This window comes from Chryseobacterium sp. 14P4.3.2, from assembly GCF_057799275.1.
This window is the reverse complement of the sequence record NZ_JBYOKO010000001.1, coordinates 33,637-50,979: the sequence shown is the minus strand read 5'-3', so window position 1 is coordinate 50,979 and position 17,343 is coordinate 33,637. Positions and strand designations below refer to the sequence as shown.

Sequence of the window (17,343 nt, the reverse complement as noted above, 5' to 3'; positions counted from 1 at the left end):
TTAATAGGACTGCGTCCGATTTTTTGTTAAATCTTCTTTTTGGGACTCTTTGATATTATGCGATATCGTTTATCTCTGCTATACTTTGTTTTTTTCCCATTCCTTCTTCATCATAAATCTGAATTCTGGAACTTATATTTAAGATAATTCCTAACTGTAAATAGGTCACCAGCATGGAGGTTCCTCCGTAGCTTATCAATGGCAGTGGCTGTCCGGTTACCGGGATAAGATTCACTGCAACGGCAATGTTTACGGAAAGCTGTATAAAAATCATTACCCCGAGACTGAGCACGAGGAGTGAGCCGAAGAATGCCGGCATTTTACTGGCAATCATTACAATCCGTATCATCATGATCAGGTACAAACTGATCAGAAAAGTGGCACCAATTACTCCGTATTCTTCTACAATTACAGCGAAAATAAAGTCGGAGGCAGACTGTGGAAGCATTTGCTTTAAGGCACTTTTTCCGGGTCCCATTCCTGTAATTCCACCATGTACAATTGCGGCTTTGGCCTGCATTACCTGATAATTTTTGGCTTTGATGCTTTCGTCATCGCTATCCGTTGTTTTTGCTTTACTTGATGTAAATGTTTCGATACGGCTCATCCATGTATGTACACGGTTCCCTCCGATCATATTGGTGTTTAAAGCAATTAACAGGAAGAATACGATGGCCACAAATGATGCGGAAATAAATCCTGCAATATACTTCCAGTGTAGCTGTCCTATAATCAGAACAATGACTGAAACCAGCAAAATCATTAAGGCGGTTGACCCGTTGTCTTTTGCTACCAATACGAAAACAAGCAGGATAGGCCCGAAGATATACATGATGTTCTCTATCGGAAGCCTCTCTCTTGTTATCTTTTTGGTCAAATATCTGCACAGATAAATGATCAACATTAAGAATGCAAATGATGAAGGCTGGAATGAAATTGGTGTACCCGGAATTTTAAGCCATCTGGAAGCACTGGCTCCGTCAATGGTTTGTCCGGTAAACATGGTGACTATCAATAGAACAATCATCAGCCCGAGCAGAATACTGCTGAGCTTTCCTATGTATTCATATTTTACAGTCCCTACCAGTCTCATGATTCCAAGACCCAGGACTACAAAGAACATATGCTTGATAACGTGACCGGTAGTGGTCCCGTTATTGACAATATATTCCAGATTTGAACTTGCAGAATATACAGGGAAAATAGAGAAGATGGAAATCACAAGGATGACCATCCAAAGTACTTTATCGCCCTTTAGAAACTCAAATCTGCTTTCTGTGTTCTGTTCGTCCATAATATTGTATTCATGTACCGATGTAAAATGAATTCATGAGTTACACGCTCATTAATACATTAGTACTTTTTACATTTATTTTAATACTTGTTCTTTAAACTGACGCCCTCTGTCTTCATAGCTTTTGAATAAATCAAAGCTTGCACAGCATGGAGAGAGAAGAACTGTATCTCCTTTTTTAGCGAGTGATTTTGAAATTTTCACTGCTTCTTCCATGCTTGAGGTATCATATATAAATTCTTTCTTGTCTTTAAAGAAATCTATTATCTTCTTGTTGTCAATTCCCAGACAAACAATTGCCTTTACTTTTCTTTTGACTAAATCTTCAATCTCGGTATAGTCATTCCCTTTATCCAACCCACCCACAATCCATACGGTAGGGGTTTTCATACTTTCCAGAGCATAGTACGTTGCGTTGACATTGGTTGCTTTACTGTCATTGATGTATCTTACACTGTCAATTTCAGTAACCAATTCCAATCTGTGTTCAACAGCCTGGAAGGTCATTAATGAATGTCTGATGCTCTCATTATTTATTTTTAATATCTTACCGGCAATAGATGCAGCTAAGCTATTGGCTACATTGTGGTTTCCAAGGAGAGATAATTCTTCAACTTTCATTGAGAATTCATCTTTCATTTTTACCACAATCTGATCATCATTCACAAAACCTCCTTCAGGTAGTTTCTCTTTTGTAGAGAAAGGAACCATTTTAGCCTTTATTTCAAGTTTTTCAAGAAGATTTTTACTCATTTCATCATCCTTGTTATAGATGAAGAAATTGTCATTTTCCTGATTTTCAGTGATTCTGAATTTTGCTAATGCATATTCTTCATAGTTGTAGTTATACTGATCCAGATGATCTTTTGACAGATTCAACAATAAAGAAATATAAGGTCTGAAATTCTGAATGTCATCCAGCTGGAAAGAGCTTACTTCCAGGACATAATATTCATGGTTTTCATCAGCAACCTGTTTTGCAAAGCTGTATCCGATATTTCCACCCAGGCCTACGTTTAATCCGTCATTTTTCAGGATATAGTAGATCAGGGAAGTGGTTGTTGTTTTACCGTTACTTCCTGTAATAGCGATAATCTTTGCGTCTGTAAATTCAGAAGCAAATTCAATTTCAGAAGAAAGCCGTATTCCTTTCTCATGAATTTTATGGATAATTTCTGCCTTTTTAGGAATTCCCGGGCTTTTTACAATCCAGTCGGCATTTAAAATTCTTTCTTCGGTATGGTTTCCTTCTTCAAATTCAATTTCATGATCAGTAAGGAACTGCTTATAGTCATCCTTAATGGCTCCTTTATCTGAAAGAAATACTTCCAGACCTTTCTTTTTAGCCAAATAAGCAGCGCCGCATCCGCTTTCTCCACCTCCTAAAACAACTAATTTCATATTTAATCTTTTTTGTAAAATGTAAAATGTAAAACATATAATGTATTGGTGTCTTTTTACATTAATATTTTTTACTTTTCACAAAAATTATCTCATTTTCAGTGTGATCAGACATACAATTGCCAGTATTACGCCAATGATGATCATTCTGTTCACGATTTTACTTTCGTGGAACCCTTCTTTCTGATAATGATGGTGTAATGGTGACATTTTGAATAGTCTATTGTTCTGGGCATATTCTAACCCGTATTTTCTTTTTCTGTATTTGAATACCCAAACCTGCAGGATCACAGAGACAAGTTCAATTAAGAAGACTCCGCACAGTACAGGAATTAGTAATTCTTTTCTTAAAATAATTGCTAAAACAGCAATGACACCTCCCAGCATTAAGCTTCCTGTGTCTCCCATGAAAACCTGAGCCGGATAAGTGTTGTACCAGAAGAATCCGATAACTGCTCCTACCATTGCTACTGCAAAAATGGTGGTTTCGCCCATATTCGGGAGGAACATAATATTGAGGTAGTCTGCAAAGATGATGTTTCCGGAAATGTAGGCAAAGAGGGCCAGTGTGAGCAGGATGACTGTACTGGTTCCGGCTGCCAGCCCGTCTATTCCATCGGCTATATTCGCTCCGTTTGAAACGGCTGTCACAATGAAAATAACAATAGGGATAAAGACAATCCATGCCCATTCGTGGGCATCTTTATCATTCATCCAAAACAAAATTCCGCTGTAATCGAATTCGTTATTCTTTGCAAAAGGGACCGTGGAAACGGTAATTTTTTCAGTAGGCATAAAGTTCTGCTCTACATTGTTCCTGTTCACTACTTTTGCATCTGCATATTTTCTTTTTACAGTGATATCGGGATGGAAATACATTGTAATTCCGACAATTAATCCTAGACCAACTTGTCCTACAACTTTGAACTTCCCGCTGAGACCGTCTTTATTTTTCTTAACTTTTTTCAGATAATCGTCTACAAAACCAATAGCCCCCATCCATAGCATCGAAACCACAAGTAAAACGATATACACATTGGTGATCCTGGTAAATAACAATACCGGAATAATGGTTGCCAGAATAATAATAAGACCTCCCATAGTAGGAGTTCCTTCTTTCTGCTTTTGACCATCCAGTCCAAGGTCACGTACCAATTCTCCCATTTGTTTTGTTCTCAGATAATTGATGACTCTTTTTCCGAAAACAAGAGCAATAATGAGTGAAAACAGTACAGCCATTCCGGCACGAAAGGAAATATATTTAAGCATTCCCAGTCCCGGAACATGAATTCCATGGTTAGTTAGATATTCGTATAGATAGTATAGCATAGTTTCAATTGTTAATAATGATCAGTGATAGTTTTATTTTACTTACTCATTAATTTCCAAAGCTCATTAATTACTTCTTTGTCATCAAAATGATGTTTCACACCATTTATCTCCTGATAGTTTTCGTGGCCTTTTCCGGCAACTAAAACAATATCTTTAGGTTCTGCAAACTTTATCGCCATTTTAATGGCTTCTTTTCTGTCCGGAATTGAAGTGTATTTGCTGAAGTTTTGAGGTTCAACGCCTGCTTCAATTTCTTTAATAATCTGTGCCGGATCTTCTGTTCTGGGATTGTCTGAAGTGATGATTGCCAATGTTGACTTTTTAGTGGCAATATTCCCCATTTCAGGTCTTTTGGAGTGATCTCTGTCGCCTCCACATCCAAAAACAGTGATCAGTCTTTCATTTTTTGTTCTGATATCATTGATGCTGTCCAGTATATTTTCTAATGCATCTGGAGTGTGTGCATAATCAACGATAAAGAAAATTCCTCCATCAGATTTCATGGTCTCAAATCTTCCTGAAACTCTCTTCAGCTTACTCATAGCCTGAAGAATTTCATCCTGTTGGAAACCAAGTTCAGTAGCAATTCCGAATACCAGTAATAAGTTATATGCATTGAACTTACCTGTCAGAGTAGTCCAGAACTCTTTTCCGTTGAAGTTCAGCAGCATTCCGTTGAAATCTACTTCTAAAAGTTTGCCGTGGTAATCTGCTATTGTTTTCAAAGCATATGATTTCTTTTTTGCTTTGGTATTCTGAAGCATTACGTTACCGTTTTTATCGTCTACATTCGTGATGGCGATGGCAGTATCATCTAATTGATCGAAGAATCTTTTCTTTGCTTTTAAGTATTCTTCAAATGTTTTATGATAGTCTAAATGATCGTGAGTAAGATTAGTGAAACCTGCTATCTGGAAATGTAACCCCTCGATTCTGTTTTGAGCGATTCCGTGAGAACTTACTTCCATGAAAGCAAATTCACATCCTTTCTCTACAGCTTCTGCTAAAATCCTGTTGATAGTGATAACATCAGGGGTAGTGTGAGTAGCGGGAATGATTTCTTCTCCTATTCTTATTTCAACAGTTGAAAGTAAAGCAGAGTCATAACCTAAGTTTTTGAAGACATCAAAAAGCAGGGTAGCCACAGAAGTCTTTCCATTAGTTCCTGTAACGCCTATCAGTTTCAATTTCTGAGAAGGATTTCCATAGAAGTTGGACGCTAAGTGACCTAAAGATTTAGATGAATCTTTTACTTTTATATAAGTTACATGTTCAGCAAAAGTTTCGGGAAATTCTTCACCAACAATGGTAGTTGCTCCTTTTTCAATAGCCGAAGTGATGAATGAGTGACCATCCACAACTGTTCCTCTCATAGCGATGTAAAGAGAGTTCTCTGTAACTTTTCTGCTGTCAATCACCAGCTCAGCAACCTCACGGTTTGTATCACCGTGGATTTCTATTACTGGGATTCTGTTTACTAATTCTGTTATTATCATTTTTATCAATAGAACCTTGTTCTATCTTTTTTTAATCGTCCCTCAGGGACTATGTTTTAATTCTGCAGAGATAAATAAATTCTCTGGTTTTTACTTATTGTTGTGCCTTCTAATGGGAATTGCTCTTTGATTCTTCCTACTCCTTTATAGTCGACACGGTATCCCAAGTTTTCCAATTGCGGGATTACATTTTTACCGATTAATCCTACTACGTTTGGCATCTGCTTATCGTTTACTGCTACTTTTACATTAGGTTCTACCATTTTGCTCAGGTTTACCTTTTTGTCTACGAGCATTTCTTTCTCAATGTTTTGAGGCGTTTTCAGGAATGTTTTTCCTGCAATTTCTTTAAATACCGGTGCTGATACGGGACCTCCATAAAATCCTATTGCTGTATTGGGCTCACTCACCATTACATAGCAGGTATATTTGGGCGCATCTGCCGGATAAAATCCTGCGAATGAAGCTCTGTATTTCATAGGACCAGGCAGCCAATATTCGAATCTTGCGGTTCCTGTTTTTCCTGCCATTTTAAGGTTCGGAGTAAAAATACTTCGTCCCGTTCCTTTTTCTACAGCTTTAGTCAGAGCACTTGTCATCATTTTAATGGCTTTTTCTGATGCCATTTTATTAACCATTACTTCTGGTTTAGCGGTATACATTACTTTTCCGTCTTTCATGATTTTATCTATGAATAAAGGCTTAAGCATTTTTCCTCCGTTGGCAACTCCGTTATAGAAAGTGGTCAGCTGTAATAGGTTTATATTGGAAGAATATCCATAAGAAATAGAAGCCAATGTTGCTGCATTCCATCTTTTGTTTTGTGGCGTTACGATCTTCGGTTTTGTAATTCCGGGAAGCTCGATATCCATCTTATCGAATAATTTCCATCGTTTCAGGTGATCAAGGAAAATCTGTGGCTTTTCAGCATAATATTTTGTGATCAGCTTTGAGGTTCCTACGTTACTGGATTTGGCCAGTACATCACTGATGTCATAGATTCCTCCACCGTGTCCGTCGGAAATTCTCTGTTTGGCATATACCCAAACTCCGTTTCCTACATTTACCGTTGTATTCTCATCAATAAATCCATCATCCATTGCCGCTAAAAGCGAAATGGTTTTAAAAGTAGATCCCGGTTCGATATTATCTTTTAAGGCATAATTGTAAGAGTCTTCGTAATCTCCGGATTCTGTTCTTCTTAAATTAACCAGAGCACGTACTTTTCCGGTTTCAACCTCCATTACGATTACAGTGCCGTGTTTTGCTTCAAAATTAATAAGCTGTTTCTCCAAAGCAGAATGTGCAATGTCCTGAATTCTAAGGTCTAATGTGGTGTAAACATCTTCTCCGTCCACAGGTTCCTTAACTTTCCAGAAGTCGATTGGCTTCCACTGGGAAGAATTGATTCTTTGCTCCAGTCTTTTGCCGTCAGTACCTGTCAGATATTTTGAAAAAGCTCCTTCCAGTCCGGATTTAAGTTCTCCATTATCAATACCGATTGTACCGGCTCCGATTTCTGAAGTAGCAAGCTCTCTTTTGTAGTTTCTGTCAACAATAAACCCTCCTTTGTTTTTTCCTCTTTTGAAGATCGGGAACTTTCTGATTCTGTCGTATTCGTCAAAATCAAGTCCTTTTACAAGGGTGTAATATTGGTTTTTCTTTTTCTTCTGTTCGTCGAACTTCTGTCTGAATTCTCCTCTTGATTTTCCGAACATTTTGCTCAAAGAATCTGTCAGGGCACCAATATTATTACTGTAGACCGTGTCCTTCATAGTTTTGAAGTCAAGGTAGATGTCGTAACGCATTACAGTGGTAGCCAGAATAGAACCATCTGAAGCAAAAAGATTACCTCTGGCAGCCTTTAAAGTGGCTTCCCGGTAATTTTTATTAATGTAATCATCTTTGATTTCCTGGACATTGGTGTTCTGAAGGATTACAATCCTTGCCAAGAACATTACAAACACGCACAAAGCTACCACTGCGAAGAGGTAGCCCCATCTTAACGTTTTTTTACGTTTATTGTCGTATTCATTTTGCTTTTGCATCTGTACTGTCCAGTTTTATTAGCAATTTATGAGGGTGGTTTTCCAGGGTCATTAATGAATCCCGTGCTACCTCTTTCCCCAACTCTGATTCCATTTTTACTTTTATCAGCTTACTTTGGGCGTAAGCGTTTCGTGATTTGTATTCTTCCGTCTCTTCTTTTAAGGCGTTTACAATTCTGATTTTTTTATTGACGAGATGGTTCGTATATATCATAGCCATCATCAACACAAACAACAAGAGAAAATACCTGTAATGTATTTTGATCTCATCACGATTCAGAAAATTTCCTTTTATAATGTCTATAAAAGTGAGTCTCTTCTGGGGGCGATTTGTTGTTCTTTTTGCCAAGTTATTGTAAGGGATCGACAGTTGACGGTTGATAGTTCATATCATTTATCAAATATCGTTTACCATTTATATTTTTATTCCTGTTCTCATTTTAGCACTTCTTGCTCTTGAGTTTTCCTCGATTTCCTGGTCATCAGGAATGATCGCTTTACTCTTTACCAATTCGAATGCCTTTTTATAGTTACCATAGATGTCTCTTGCCGGTTCTCCTTCAAACATGCCATTTTTCAGGAATCTTTTTACCAGGCGATCTTCCAGAGAGTGGTAAGAGATTACTACTAATCTTCCTTCCGGTCTTAGAACATTGTAAGCCTGAACAAGCATTTCTTTTAATACTTCAAGTTCCTGATTCACTTCAATCCTTACTGCCTGAAAAAGCTGCGCATAGAATTTATTAACCTTATGAGGAGGAATATAGCTGAAAAGCTTTTTCAAATCCTCTGTGGTTTCTATGGTTTTTGTTTTCCTGTGATGTACAATCTCTCTTGCCAGTTTTCTTGCTTCTCTTAATTCTCCGTAGTGGTAAAAAATATCAGCCAGTTCTTCTTCTCCATACTCATTAATTACTCTTTTGGCATCCAGTCCCTGCATAACGTTCATCCTCATATCTAAAGGAGCATTGCTTCTTGTAGAAAATCCTCTGTCTGCTTCATCAAACTGGTGAGAAGAAACTCCCAGATCAGCCAAAACACCGTCAACCTGCGAAATTCCATACATCAGTAATGAGTTTTCAAGAAATCTGAAATTCTGATTAACTAATGTAAATCTGGGATCATCAATTGTATTTTTAAGTGCATCCAGATCCTGATCAAAGCTGAACAGTCTTCCTTTGTCTGAAAGTCTGCTCAAAATTTCCTTTGAGTGTCCTCCACCTCCAAAAGTGCAGTCCACATATATTCCGTCAGGATTCGTCACCAAATCATCTACACTCTGCTTCAACAAAACGGGGTTATGATACATGCTTAATTGTGTTTTTTATTTAATAAAATTATTAATAACCAATACAGTTATTCTTCATCGAAAGATCCCATTACATCTTCAGCCAGGCTTGCAAAATCAGTCTCATTGGTGGATATTACCTCTTCGTAGGCTTCTTTATCCCAAATTTCAAAGAGTTCTCCTGCGCTGGTGATCACAATATCCTTCTGAAGATTTGCGAAATTCGTCAGGTCTTTGGAAATCTGTAATCTTCCTGCATTATCCAATTCAACAATTTTTACTCCTGCCGTAAACATTCGTATGAAATCAGCATTCTTTTTTATGAATCTGTTCAGTTTATTAATTTTGCCCATCAGTTTATCCCACGCATTCATAGGATAGACTTCCAGACAAGGTTGGAACACAGCTCTTTTGACTACAAATGCCTTGTCTTCGAAGTTCTCCATCTGTTTGATTAAAGATGAGGGAACTTTTAAGCGGCCTTTGTCGTCAATTTTGCACTCATATGTTCCAATGAAATTTTTCATTTGGGACAAATTTATATAATAATTTCCAAAATTTCCCACTTTTTCCCACTTTTTGACTCAATGTTAATAAGTTTTATTAAAGATTGAATTTAAATAATGTAAAATACTGGTATGTAGAGACTTGTTAAAAGTGGTATTTGAGGCATAATAAAGTCGTTTTGAAAAAAAAAGTTAAAAAGGGGAATATTATATTATTTTTATCTTAAATTAGGATAATCAAAATTTTTTTGAGGTTTAATTTGTATTTTTGCAGAGCTTTATTAAGGCGTTTTATGATATTTAGTACAAAAAAAGAAAAGAAATATTCCTATGTAGAGGCGGGAGAAGGACATCCATTAGTGCTATTGCACGGGTTAATGGGTGGTTTGAGTAATTTCGATAAAATGGTAGATTTTTTTTCGGATAGAGGTTTCAAAGTATATGTTCCTCAATTGCCGATCTATGATCTGCCGGTACTCAATACGAATCTTACCACTATCGCAAAATATATAATCAAGTTTATAGAAAGTCATATTTCAGGTCCTGTGAGCATTGTAGGGAACTCAATGGGAGGTCATGTAGGACTTATTCTAACTTTGGCAAGACCGGATTTGGTGAAAAATCTTGTCTTGACAGGGAGCTCTGGATTATATGAAAGAACTTTCGGAGACAGTTTTCCAAGGAAAAATGACCGATCTTATATCAGAAAGAAAACAGAAGAGGTTTTCTATGATCCAAAGATTGCGACAGAAGACCTTGTAGATGAAGTTTTTGGAGTGGTGAATGACAGAATGAAAGGAATAAAAACGGTGATGCTGGCCAGAAGTGCCATCAAACACAACATGTTGAACGATCTTCCAAAGATAGTGACACCTACCTGTCTGATCTGGGGAAAACAGGATAATGTAACTCCTCCGGAGGTGGCAGAAGATATGCACAAGTTTATTCCAAATTCAGATTTATTCTGGATTGAGCACTGTGGGCATGCAGCCATGATGGAGAAACCAGATGAATTCAATGAAATTCTGTATAACTGGATAAAAGATAAAGTTTAAATACATAATAAATAACCATTAGGAGCTTTTCTTAATGGTTTATTTTTCTAAAATACATTCAAAATGATTATTAAGACAGCAGAGTTTGTAAAGAGTAGTGGAAAATGGCAAGAATGCCCGGAACCTAATATTCCCGAATATGCTTTTATTGGAAGGTCTAACGTAGGAAAGTCATCACTGATTAATGCTATGATGAATCATAAAGACCTGGCTAAAACTTCGCAAACCCCAGGAAAAACCCAGCTGATCAATCATTTTTTAGTGAATGAAAACTGGTATCTTACTGACTTACCGGGATATGGATATGCAAAGGTTTCCAAAGTTCAGCGTAAAGATTTTGAAAAACTGATCACCAATTATATTCTGAACAGAAGAAATCTGGTGAACCTTTTTGTTTTGGTAGATTCAAGACATAATCCGCAGAAGATTGATCTGGAATTTATTCAGTGGTGCGGAGAAAGCGGAGTTCCGTTTTCAATTGTTTTTACTAAAGCAGATAAGCTAAAGCCAAATGTAGTGATCAAAAATGTTGAGGATTATAAGACAGAACTTCACAAGAGCTGGGAAGACCTGCCGGAGCTTTATGTTACCTCAGCAGAAAAGAAAGAAGGAGGAGATGAAATTCTGAATTTTATACAAAAAACAAACGATTTTTTAATCAATAATAATGTAAGTTTCGATGAGTAATATGATATGGAAAATCAAAACTTTTGATGAGTTTACGGTTCCTGAACTGTATTCAGTATTGAAGGCTCGTATAGATGTTTTCGTTATCGAACAGAACTGCCCATATCCCGATCTGGATAATTATGATCAGAAAGCGGTGCATATCTGGGCAGAAGAAAATGGAGAGGTTCTTGCCTACTGCCGTGTTTTTGACAAGGGAATAAAATTTGATGAAACTTCAATAGGGAGAGTCCTTACGACAGAACAGGGAAGAGGAAAAAGCATAGGGAAACAATTGATACAATATGCGGTGGAAACAATAGAAAACCGTTTTCATACTTCTGAAGTCAGAATTTCAGCACAGGATTATCTGTTGAGATTTTATGGAGGTTTTGGCTTTGAAGATACGGGTAAAAAATATCTGGAAGATAATATTCCGCATACGGAAATGATCAGAAAATAAATAAAAGGTATCTCATATGGGATACCTTTTTTATATCTACCGGAAAGCAAACGTAGTGAAAACACCCAAAAAGAAAAGGTGAAGAATTTTTCTTCACCTTTAATGATAGTATATATGGAGTGTGTTTTTTATTTTCCAGTGATTATTTTAAGTATAACAGGCTCCAGATTGGATGGAAGGTCAGCTGATTTTATCTGATATTTCTTTATCTTCATTTCTTTAAACCAGTTTTCCCAATATTCTTTGATGACCCCTTCTTCAAAAGGATTGCCTTTTTCAGGATTAATTCCGAGTACGATGACTTCAAGGTTACTTAAGTCTTCATCCGCCTTTACAAAACCATAGCCATTTTTTTCAATGACTTCTTTAAAATCGGAAGCAGTCAGATTATTGGCTTTTATGAGTTTGGTTGTTAAATAAGATGTTCTTTGTTTGTTATCTTTTTTTTCTTCAAACCTGGTATTTTCATGATACATATATCCGTCTGTCAGAATGAACAGAATATTTCTTTTATCTTGTTTTATACAATAATCATTGACTTTATTTTTAAAAAACTCCCAAATATCAGAACCTACATACTTTCCGTCTTTGATGGCAGACTGATAAATATTTAAAGGTAATTGTGAATATTTTTTATCCACGGAATCAAAATAATCTCTTGGAGTATTTTTATTAAAAGAAACTTTAAGGCTTTTCGTGAAATCATTTATTTTGGGATCAGAGGGCTCAGGATTGAAGAAAACCTGCATCTGATCGTCATAAGTGATGATTTTCTTTGATTTGATATGACTTGAAAATCCTTTTTCAATGGCTTTGATATACTCTGTGTCCCGTTGGAAATACTGCATGGTAGGGTTTGGATTCGTTCCAGGATCAATTCTGTCTGATAAATCAATTAAAATACTGACATTAAGGTTGTTTGGGTCAACAACGATTGAGTCTTTTTTTTCTTCATGGGTCCCTTCATTTTTGTTTTTGCAGCACGAAGCCAACGAAATAATCATTAATAAATAGAATATCTTTTTCATAATATAAGTTATAATGATGATAAGTACACTAGATTTTGATTGTCAGAGTTGGCTCCTACAGCTTCCAGGTTGGTATTGTATGTTGAAATGCAGTCGTCAATCATGGTTTGTTTTTCCGTTTTTGAAACCGCAATTTTCTCTCCGATAAAAGTAACCCAGCCCTGAACATATTCCGAAGCATACAATTTGTAATCTTTGGTAGGAATGATGACTCCGTCTATAATATTCTGAAGCTCTTCTATTCTTCCCCGGGTTTTAATCATCAATTCTTTTGTGTTTCCTATACTGGCGATGATTTCTTCGATTTCTTTTTTAAGGACATTGATCTTTTCCTGAAAGAACTCAGCTTTTTTCTGTCTGATTTCCTGTTCGTTTTTGATCTTATCTTTTTCACGGTGTTCTTTCATCACAAAATCGAAAACAAGCCCCCAAATGATATAGACAATGAATCCTGCGAAAATAATTCCCCAAAACTGTATTTGGGTAAAAGCTATTTTAAGATTAAATGGCAGAGATTCAAAAGTTTTATTTAGTTCATATAATTTTGACTCAATTTCATAAGCCAAAATACAGTCGAAAATAAAAGTCACAATAAATAATAAACCGAGCTTGATGTAATTTGCCCTCGTTTTATTCTCCCAAAACATGTGAATCAAATAGCCTAATCCAAGAAATACAAACGGAATCAAGGTCACAAAGGCGCCTTCAATAGCTCCCTCGTTCCAAGCTTTGCTGAGAGCTTGTGCATCCAAAACACTTTGAATGACGGTGCTTTTTGCATCAAAACTTTTAAAAAAAGCGGAATAGGATGTTGAGATATAGAATGTGAGGAGATACAGACTTATTGGAAGCAGAAGAAGAGCGCCAATCCAGAATTTTGCAGATGCTCCTCGTGAAGCTTTTACATTATATTTTTCCGGGTTTCTTGGAAGATCAATGATCTCAGCTTTTAAAGCTTCAATAATGCGTTGATGGTTTTCAATTTCTTTATTCTTGGTTTTTAATTGCTCATCTTTGGTTTCCTGGGAAACAATGAAAGCTTTGATCTCCGTTTCCCGATTTTTCTGTTCATTCACATATGCTTCTTTAAGCTTTGTCTGCTTTTCAACCATTTCCTTTTCTTCATTTTGGAATTTTGAATAAACGGCATCCAGGCAGATGGATAGGGTAGAATGGTTTCCGCTGGTTCGTGAACTGTCTCTGTATCCAGATTCGTGATAGGTTCTTTTCCGGCTTTCTTCTAAAGAATCATCGTTCGGAATAACTTCATTTTTAGGAAGCTGTTCCTGCTTGGGTTCTATGGGAGCGGATTTTAATTTGAATAAATTTTTTATACTGATGGTATCCATGATGAGTTAATTTTTTAGTTCATATAAGATTTCGTTCTTGTTCTTTCCGATTTGTACGGATTCGATGAGATAATCTACAATGGCCGTTACATTTTCTTCCATAAAACCAAACATCAGGACATATTTTTCCATTGCTGAATATTCGTTAGGAGCAACAATTCCGTCTGCCCACACCATTACTGTAAGATCATATAAATAGTCAATCTTTTCTTCAATAGTTGTGGGAAGCAAAGATTTTAAATTGATTGGATTCATAAGGATTTCATCAAGATTTTTAGAAGAGATCCCTTTTTCTTCTGCCAGTTTATAGAGCATCTTTAACTCCAGAGGGCTGAAGTCGTCATCACATATGGCCATTTGGTAAAGCCTCAAAAAATGCGCTTTAAGATTTTCAGTGATTTGAATGTTTTCCATGGTTGGATTCGTTTTCTTTTGGTTTTTTAGGATTAATAATAATATCCCGGGAATGAAATCTCGGCTGAGCAGGGTAGGCTGAAGTTTCCTCTGGAGTTTCTATGACTTCTTCTTCTTTTTTTTCCTCTGATTTTTCGGCAAAAGCTATCAGCAGAAAAAGAATCCCGGTTATGATATCAATGGGAATCCATATGCTTTTTCTATAAAGATAAATAGGAAAAACAGGGTTGAAAAGAATGAGAATGAATAAGAAAATTAAGCTGAAATAATATTGTTTAAATCGTACAGCATTGTATAAAATGAGTAATGCCCCCATCGAGATAAGAATTCTCAAAATAGTATAGTATTCTATGGGAAGTCTGAAAATAGCCACGAAACAGCTGATAGCACATAAGGTAAGAAAAGGTTTCATGGTGAGAATTGTTCATTTAAAAATAGACCTGAGTTCATAATATTCTGTTTTTGAGTTATTTCAAATCTTTATAATATACATAACCTACTTTTCCGTTTTTTCCTGCCTGTACTTTATACCAGGAGTCTTGTTTGGATAATTGCTTTAGTTCTGTGTTTTTTGGAACTTTTTCTATGATTTTAGAACTTAGAGAAGGCTTTTCATAGATATAGGTAATTGCTGCTCCTGCAAAATAGCGGTTGTTGGTATTGATGTTGATTTCATCAATCCGAATTTTCGGAGAACCATACGATTGTTTTTTTTTAGTAGAGTGTGAACCATTGTTAGTTGTAGATTTACTTTTCTTTGAGGATGATTTATTGCCGGAAGAATCACCTTTGCAAACACCGCAGCTCCCACCGGAAGAGCAATGCGCACAACCCGAGCAGTTGGAACAGGCACGGCACGATGAAGAACCGGTACACCTTCCACCGTGATCAGGGCTTTCGGATCCGGAAATACTGAAAGATCCGGCAGTAAGTGTACCAATGCATAAAATGAGTATAGAAATGAACGTTTTCATGGTTATTTAAATTTAGTTATATATTAGTTTTCAACCGGTGTTTTTACCTGGATACCTTCTTTATGAGATGCTGATAAAATTGTAATTCATAGAAATCTCTTTCATTGCCTGTACTTTTATGTGATCATTCACCTTTCCGTATTGTCTTATAGAGCTGGATAGCCCTGTTGTCAGTACTTCTGCTTCACTTTTGCTCAGACGTAATAAGTAACTTTTATTTTGGACTATTAATTCGAGGTTTCCCCGCTGAAATTCGTGAGAGATTAGCTTATTAAATGGTATTTGAAAGCTTTTCCCTCCTGCGTTGAAAATGATTCTTGAACTGGTTAAGAATAAAGTACCAGAGTATGTTTTTCTTACTTCCTCTTTTACGGGACGATATCTGCCGCCACCCACTCTGGCATTCACTCCTTTTGTTATTCTGAAAGAAATACTGGAACTGGAGCGGGAATATCCTGCATGAACTATTTTGTTTTCAATCAAAGTGGCACTAAACTGCAAATAGCCTGTTTCATCTCTAATTAATGTGATAGGAGGATTATAAAGAACAGGAAAAATCCCATGATCTAAATTCCATAATAATTTGGAACGTTCAAGCTTTCTGATTTTTTTATCAGAGAGAAATGTTTTGATATTCTGATGGTCAATTTTCAAATCACGGGTAGTTTGTACCAGTTGGGTTTCCTTCGAGGGAGAAAGACGGCTGTCTGAAACTTTTTCATCCAATATTTTATTAAATATTAATACAGCAGTTTTCTGTTTAATGGCCTCGGTTTGAGGCAATGGAAACTGAAGGAAAGCTGCGATAGTCGTAATCTGCTGATTCTCGGCATCTGTCAGTACATTATTTTCATAACATTTCTGGATTAGAGCACTGACTGTTCTTTCTGCAATTTTCTTTTTTTCAGCTGAGATTTGTTCATCAGATAAACTGAAAAAGAGTTTAATTTGATTCAGGGCCAGGATTTCACTCTGTGTGACATGAAAATCTGAAACAGCTTTACATAAAGTCTTATAATAAATTCTTCTTCCTGCTTTACTTTTTTGCTGATCACTTACCGGTTTGGGGCTGTTTATCACATTTTGTTCATAAATAGGTAAAATGGTCTGAAGGTTTGAATAATCTATGGTTTTTAAAAGTTTATTAGTGCCATCAATATCTATACTAGCCACTTTGGTAAGGATAAACGTACAGGTAAAAGGAATTGAAAATAATCCCAGAACAAACATAATTAATGAGGCAATAAAGTTCTGTTCGGTCAATAAGCCTACGGAGATTATAAGAAATACAATACCAAAGCTCCATCTTAAAATTCTCACAAAAAGTAAAAGAGTTTTCATGGTTATTAGTTTTTGTTAGTTGTAGATCTCTAAGGTTTTATGGAGTTCTTCTTTGTTGCTTTTTGATGCAGCTGTTCAAGTTTTATTTTAAAGTCCATTAGGTTATTTTTTTAAAGAGTTTCATCAACGATTTGGGAAGTAGGTGCATTTTTCTTTACAGATGAAATCCCAATTTCCATTGAAAATTTAGAACTGTAATATTGGCTTTTACCAATAATTTCTCCATTTCTGGCTTTCAAAACAAAATAATCTTTTCCGTTCACGGCCATCCTTCTGTCGTATCTTGCTTCGTCCTGAGAATTAATCTTCACAGATTCAATTCCTTTTAGGCAAGATGCTTTCTGAACATAGCCTTCACTGGTTAAAATAATTTCGCCATTTCCGGCTTTTAGATTAAATTGATACTCGCTGTTAACTCTTTTTGTAATGACAAATTTTTCCATAATAATTACTTAGCTAGTGTGACATTCGTGTGAACATGTTTTACATCCGTTTGATTGAGAATCCGTTTTCTTAGATTCTCTTACTGTATTATTACAAGAAGAATATTCTCCCAGATATTTCCTGTTAGCGGGATCTGGTATATACCTGCACTCTTCATGGTCTCCATTACTTTGTGCTCTTTTGTTTACGTAATACTTTTTCATATTATTCTTTTAATGTTTTAATACTCCAAAAGTAGATAGAT

19 protein-coding genes are annotated in these 17,343 nt (G+C 36.1%); 3 read left to right on the top strand and 16 right to left on the bottom strand.

Annotated elements, in window-relative coordinates:
• Positions 1 to 55: 55 nt before the first annotated feature.
• The 8 genes from AC27VX_RS00210 to mraZ form a co-directional block, all read right to left on the bottom strand.
• Positions 56 to 1,294 carry an FtsW/RodA/SpoVE family cell cycle protein gene (locus AC27VX_RS00210; RefSeq protein WP_236856595.1) on the bottom strand — a complete coding sequence of 413 codons (1,239 nt, stop codon included), beginning with the start codon at positions 1,292 to 1,294 and terminating at the stop codon, positions 56 to 58.
• Positions 1,295 to 1,369: 75 nt separating this feature from the next.
• The gene (murD, locus tag AC27VX_RS00205; protein ID WP_236856594.1) at positions 1,370 to 2,695 is read right to left on the bottom strand and encodes a UDP-N-acetylmuramoyl-L-alanine--D-glutamate ligase; all 1,326 of its coding nucleotides are present in this window, start codon (positions 2,693 to 2,695) and stop codon (positions 1,370 to 1,372) included.
• 87 nt (positions 2,696 to 2,782) lie between these two features.
• Positions 2,783 to 4,024, bottom strand: coding sequence for a phospho-N-acetylmuramoyl-pentapeptide-transferase (mraY, locus tag AC27VX_RS00200; protein WP_236856593.1), 1,242 nt, complete (start codon positions 4,022 to 4,024; stop codon positions 2,783 to 2,785).
• Between the two features lie 38 nt (positions 4,025 to 4,062).
• Positions 4,063 to 5,523 (bottom strand): UDP-N-acetylmuramoyl-L-alanyl-D-glutamate--2,6-diaminopimelate ligase, encoded by a 1,461-nt coding sequence (locus AC27VX_RS00195; protein ID WP_488693286.1) that lies wholly within the window; start codon positions 5,521 to 5,523, stop codon positions 4,063 to 4,065.
• Positions 5,524 to 5,579: 56 nt separating this feature from the next.
• Positions 5,580 to 7,571 carry a penicillin-binding transpeptidase domain-containing protein gene (locus tag AC27VX_RS00190; RefSeq protein WP_236856591.1) on the bottom strand — a complete coding sequence of 664 codons (1,992 nt, stop codon included), beginning with the start codon at positions 7,569 to 7,571 and terminating at the stop codon, positions 5,580 to 5,582.
• A complete protein-coding gene (locus tag AC27VX_RS00185; RefSeq protein WP_236856590.1) occupies positions 7,555 to 7,920 on the bottom strand; it encodes an FtsL-like putative cell division protein in 366 nt (121 codons plus the stop codon). The genes AC27VX_RS00190 and AC27VX_RS00185 overlap by 17 nt, the downstream gene beginning before the upstream one ends.
• Positions 7,921 to 7,986: 66 nt before the next feature.
• A complete protein-coding gene (gene rsmH / locus AC27VX_RS00180; protein WP_236856589.1) occupies positions 7,987 to 8,880 on the bottom strand; it encodes a 16S rRNA (cytosine(1402)-N(4))-methyltransferase RsmH in 894 nt (297 codons plus the stop codon).
• A gap of 47 nt (positions 8,881 to 8,927) precedes the next feature.
• Complete coding sequence (gene mraZ, locus AC27VX_RS00175; protein WP_488693283.1) at positions 8,928 to 9,386, bottom strand: division/cell wall cluster transcriptional repressor MraZ; 459 nt, start codon at positions 9,384 to 9,386, stop codon at positions 8,928 to 8,930.
• Between the two features lie 272 nt (positions 9,387 to 9,658).
• Between mraZ and AC27VX_RS00170 the strand changes: the two genes are divergently transcribed.
• The 3 genes from AC27VX_RS00170 to AC27VX_RS00160 all read left to right on the top strand — a co-directional run bounded on the left by AC27VX_RS00170 (position 9,659) and on the right by AC27VX_RS00160 (position 11,549).
• Positions 9,659 to 10,420, top strand: a complete 762-nt coding sequence (locus AC27VX_RS00170) for an alpha/beta fold hydrolase (RefSeq protein ID WP_236856587.1) — start codon at positions 9,659 to 9,661, stop codon at positions 10,418 to 10,420.
• 63 nt (positions 10,421 to 10,483) lie between these two features.
• Complete coding sequence (yihA, locus tag AC27VX_RS00165) at positions 10,484 to 11,107, top strand: ribosome biogenesis GTP-binding protein YihA/YsxC (protein WP_236856586.1); 624 nt, start codon at positions 10,484 to 10,486, stop codon at positions 11,105 to 11,107.
• Complete coding sequence (locus tag AC27VX_RS00160; protein WP_236856585.1) at positions 11,100 to 11,549, top strand: GNAT family N-acetyltransferase; 450 nt, start codon at positions 11,100 to 11,102, stop codon at positions 11,547 to 11,549. Before yihA ends, AC27VX_RS00160 begins: the two co-directional genes overlap by 8 nt.
• 128 nt (positions 11,550 to 11,677) lie before the next feature.
• Here the strand turns inward: AC27VX_RS00160 and AC27VX_RS00155 are convergent, their stop codons facing one another.
• From AC27VX_RS00155 to AC27VX_RS00120, 8 genes are all read right to left on the bottom strand, one after another.
• Positions 11,678 to 12,577: a hypothetical protein gene (locus AC27VX_RS00155; protein WP_488693280.1), complete on the bottom strand. Its 900-nt coding sequence runs from the start codon at positions 12,575 to 12,577 to the stop codon at positions 11,678 to 11,680.
• A gap of 8 nt (positions 12,578 to 12,585) precedes the next feature.
• Positions 12,586 to 13,926, bottom strand: a complete 1,341-nt coding sequence (locus AC27VX_RS00150) for a BAR domain-containing protein (protein WP_488693278.1) — start codon at positions 13,924 to 13,926, stop codon at positions 12,586 to 12,588.
• Between the two features lie 6 nt (positions 13,927 to 13,932).
• Positions 13,933 to 14,340 (bottom strand): hypothetical protein, encoded by a 408-nt coding sequence (locus tag AC27VX_RS00145; RefSeq protein ID WP_236856582.1) that lies wholly within the window; start codon positions 14,338 to 14,340, stop codon positions 13,933 to 13,935.
• Positions 14,318 to 14,752 carry a DUF6804 family protein gene (locus AC27VX_RS00140; protein WP_300687812.1) on the bottom strand — a complete coding sequence of 145 codons (435 nt, stop codon included), beginning with the start codon at positions 14,750 to 14,752 and terminating at the stop codon, positions 14,318 to 14,320. Before AC27VX_RS00140 ends, AC27VX_RS00145 begins: the two co-directional genes overlap by 23 nt.
• Before the next feature lie 55 nt (positions 14,753 to 14,807).
• Positions 14,808 to 15,314 (bottom strand): SH3 domain-containing protein, encoded by a 507-nt coding sequence (locus AC27VX_RS00135; protein WP_488693276.1) that lies wholly within the window; start codon positions 15,312 to 15,314, stop codon positions 14,808 to 14,810.
• Between the two features lie 60 nt (positions 15,315 to 15,374).
• Positions 15,375 to 16,655, bottom strand: coding sequence for a hypothetical protein (locus AC27VX_RS00130; protein ID WP_488693274.1), 1,281 nt, complete (start codon positions 16,653 to 16,655; stop codon positions 15,375 to 15,377).
• A 110-nt stretch (positions 16,656 to 16,765) separates the two neighbouring features.
• A complete protein-coding gene (locus AC27VX_RS00125; protein ID WP_488693272.1) occupies positions 16,766 to 17,098 on the bottom strand; it encodes a YegP family protein in 333 nt (110 codons plus the stop codon).
• A gap of 9 nt (positions 17,099 to 17,107) precedes the next feature.
• Complete coding sequence (locus AC27VX_RS00120; protein WP_300687820.1) at positions 17,108 to 17,302, bottom strand: hypothetical protein; 195 nt, start codon at positions 17,300 to 17,302, stop codon at positions 17,108 to 17,110.
• Positions 17,303 to 17,343 lie beyond the last annotated feature (41 nt).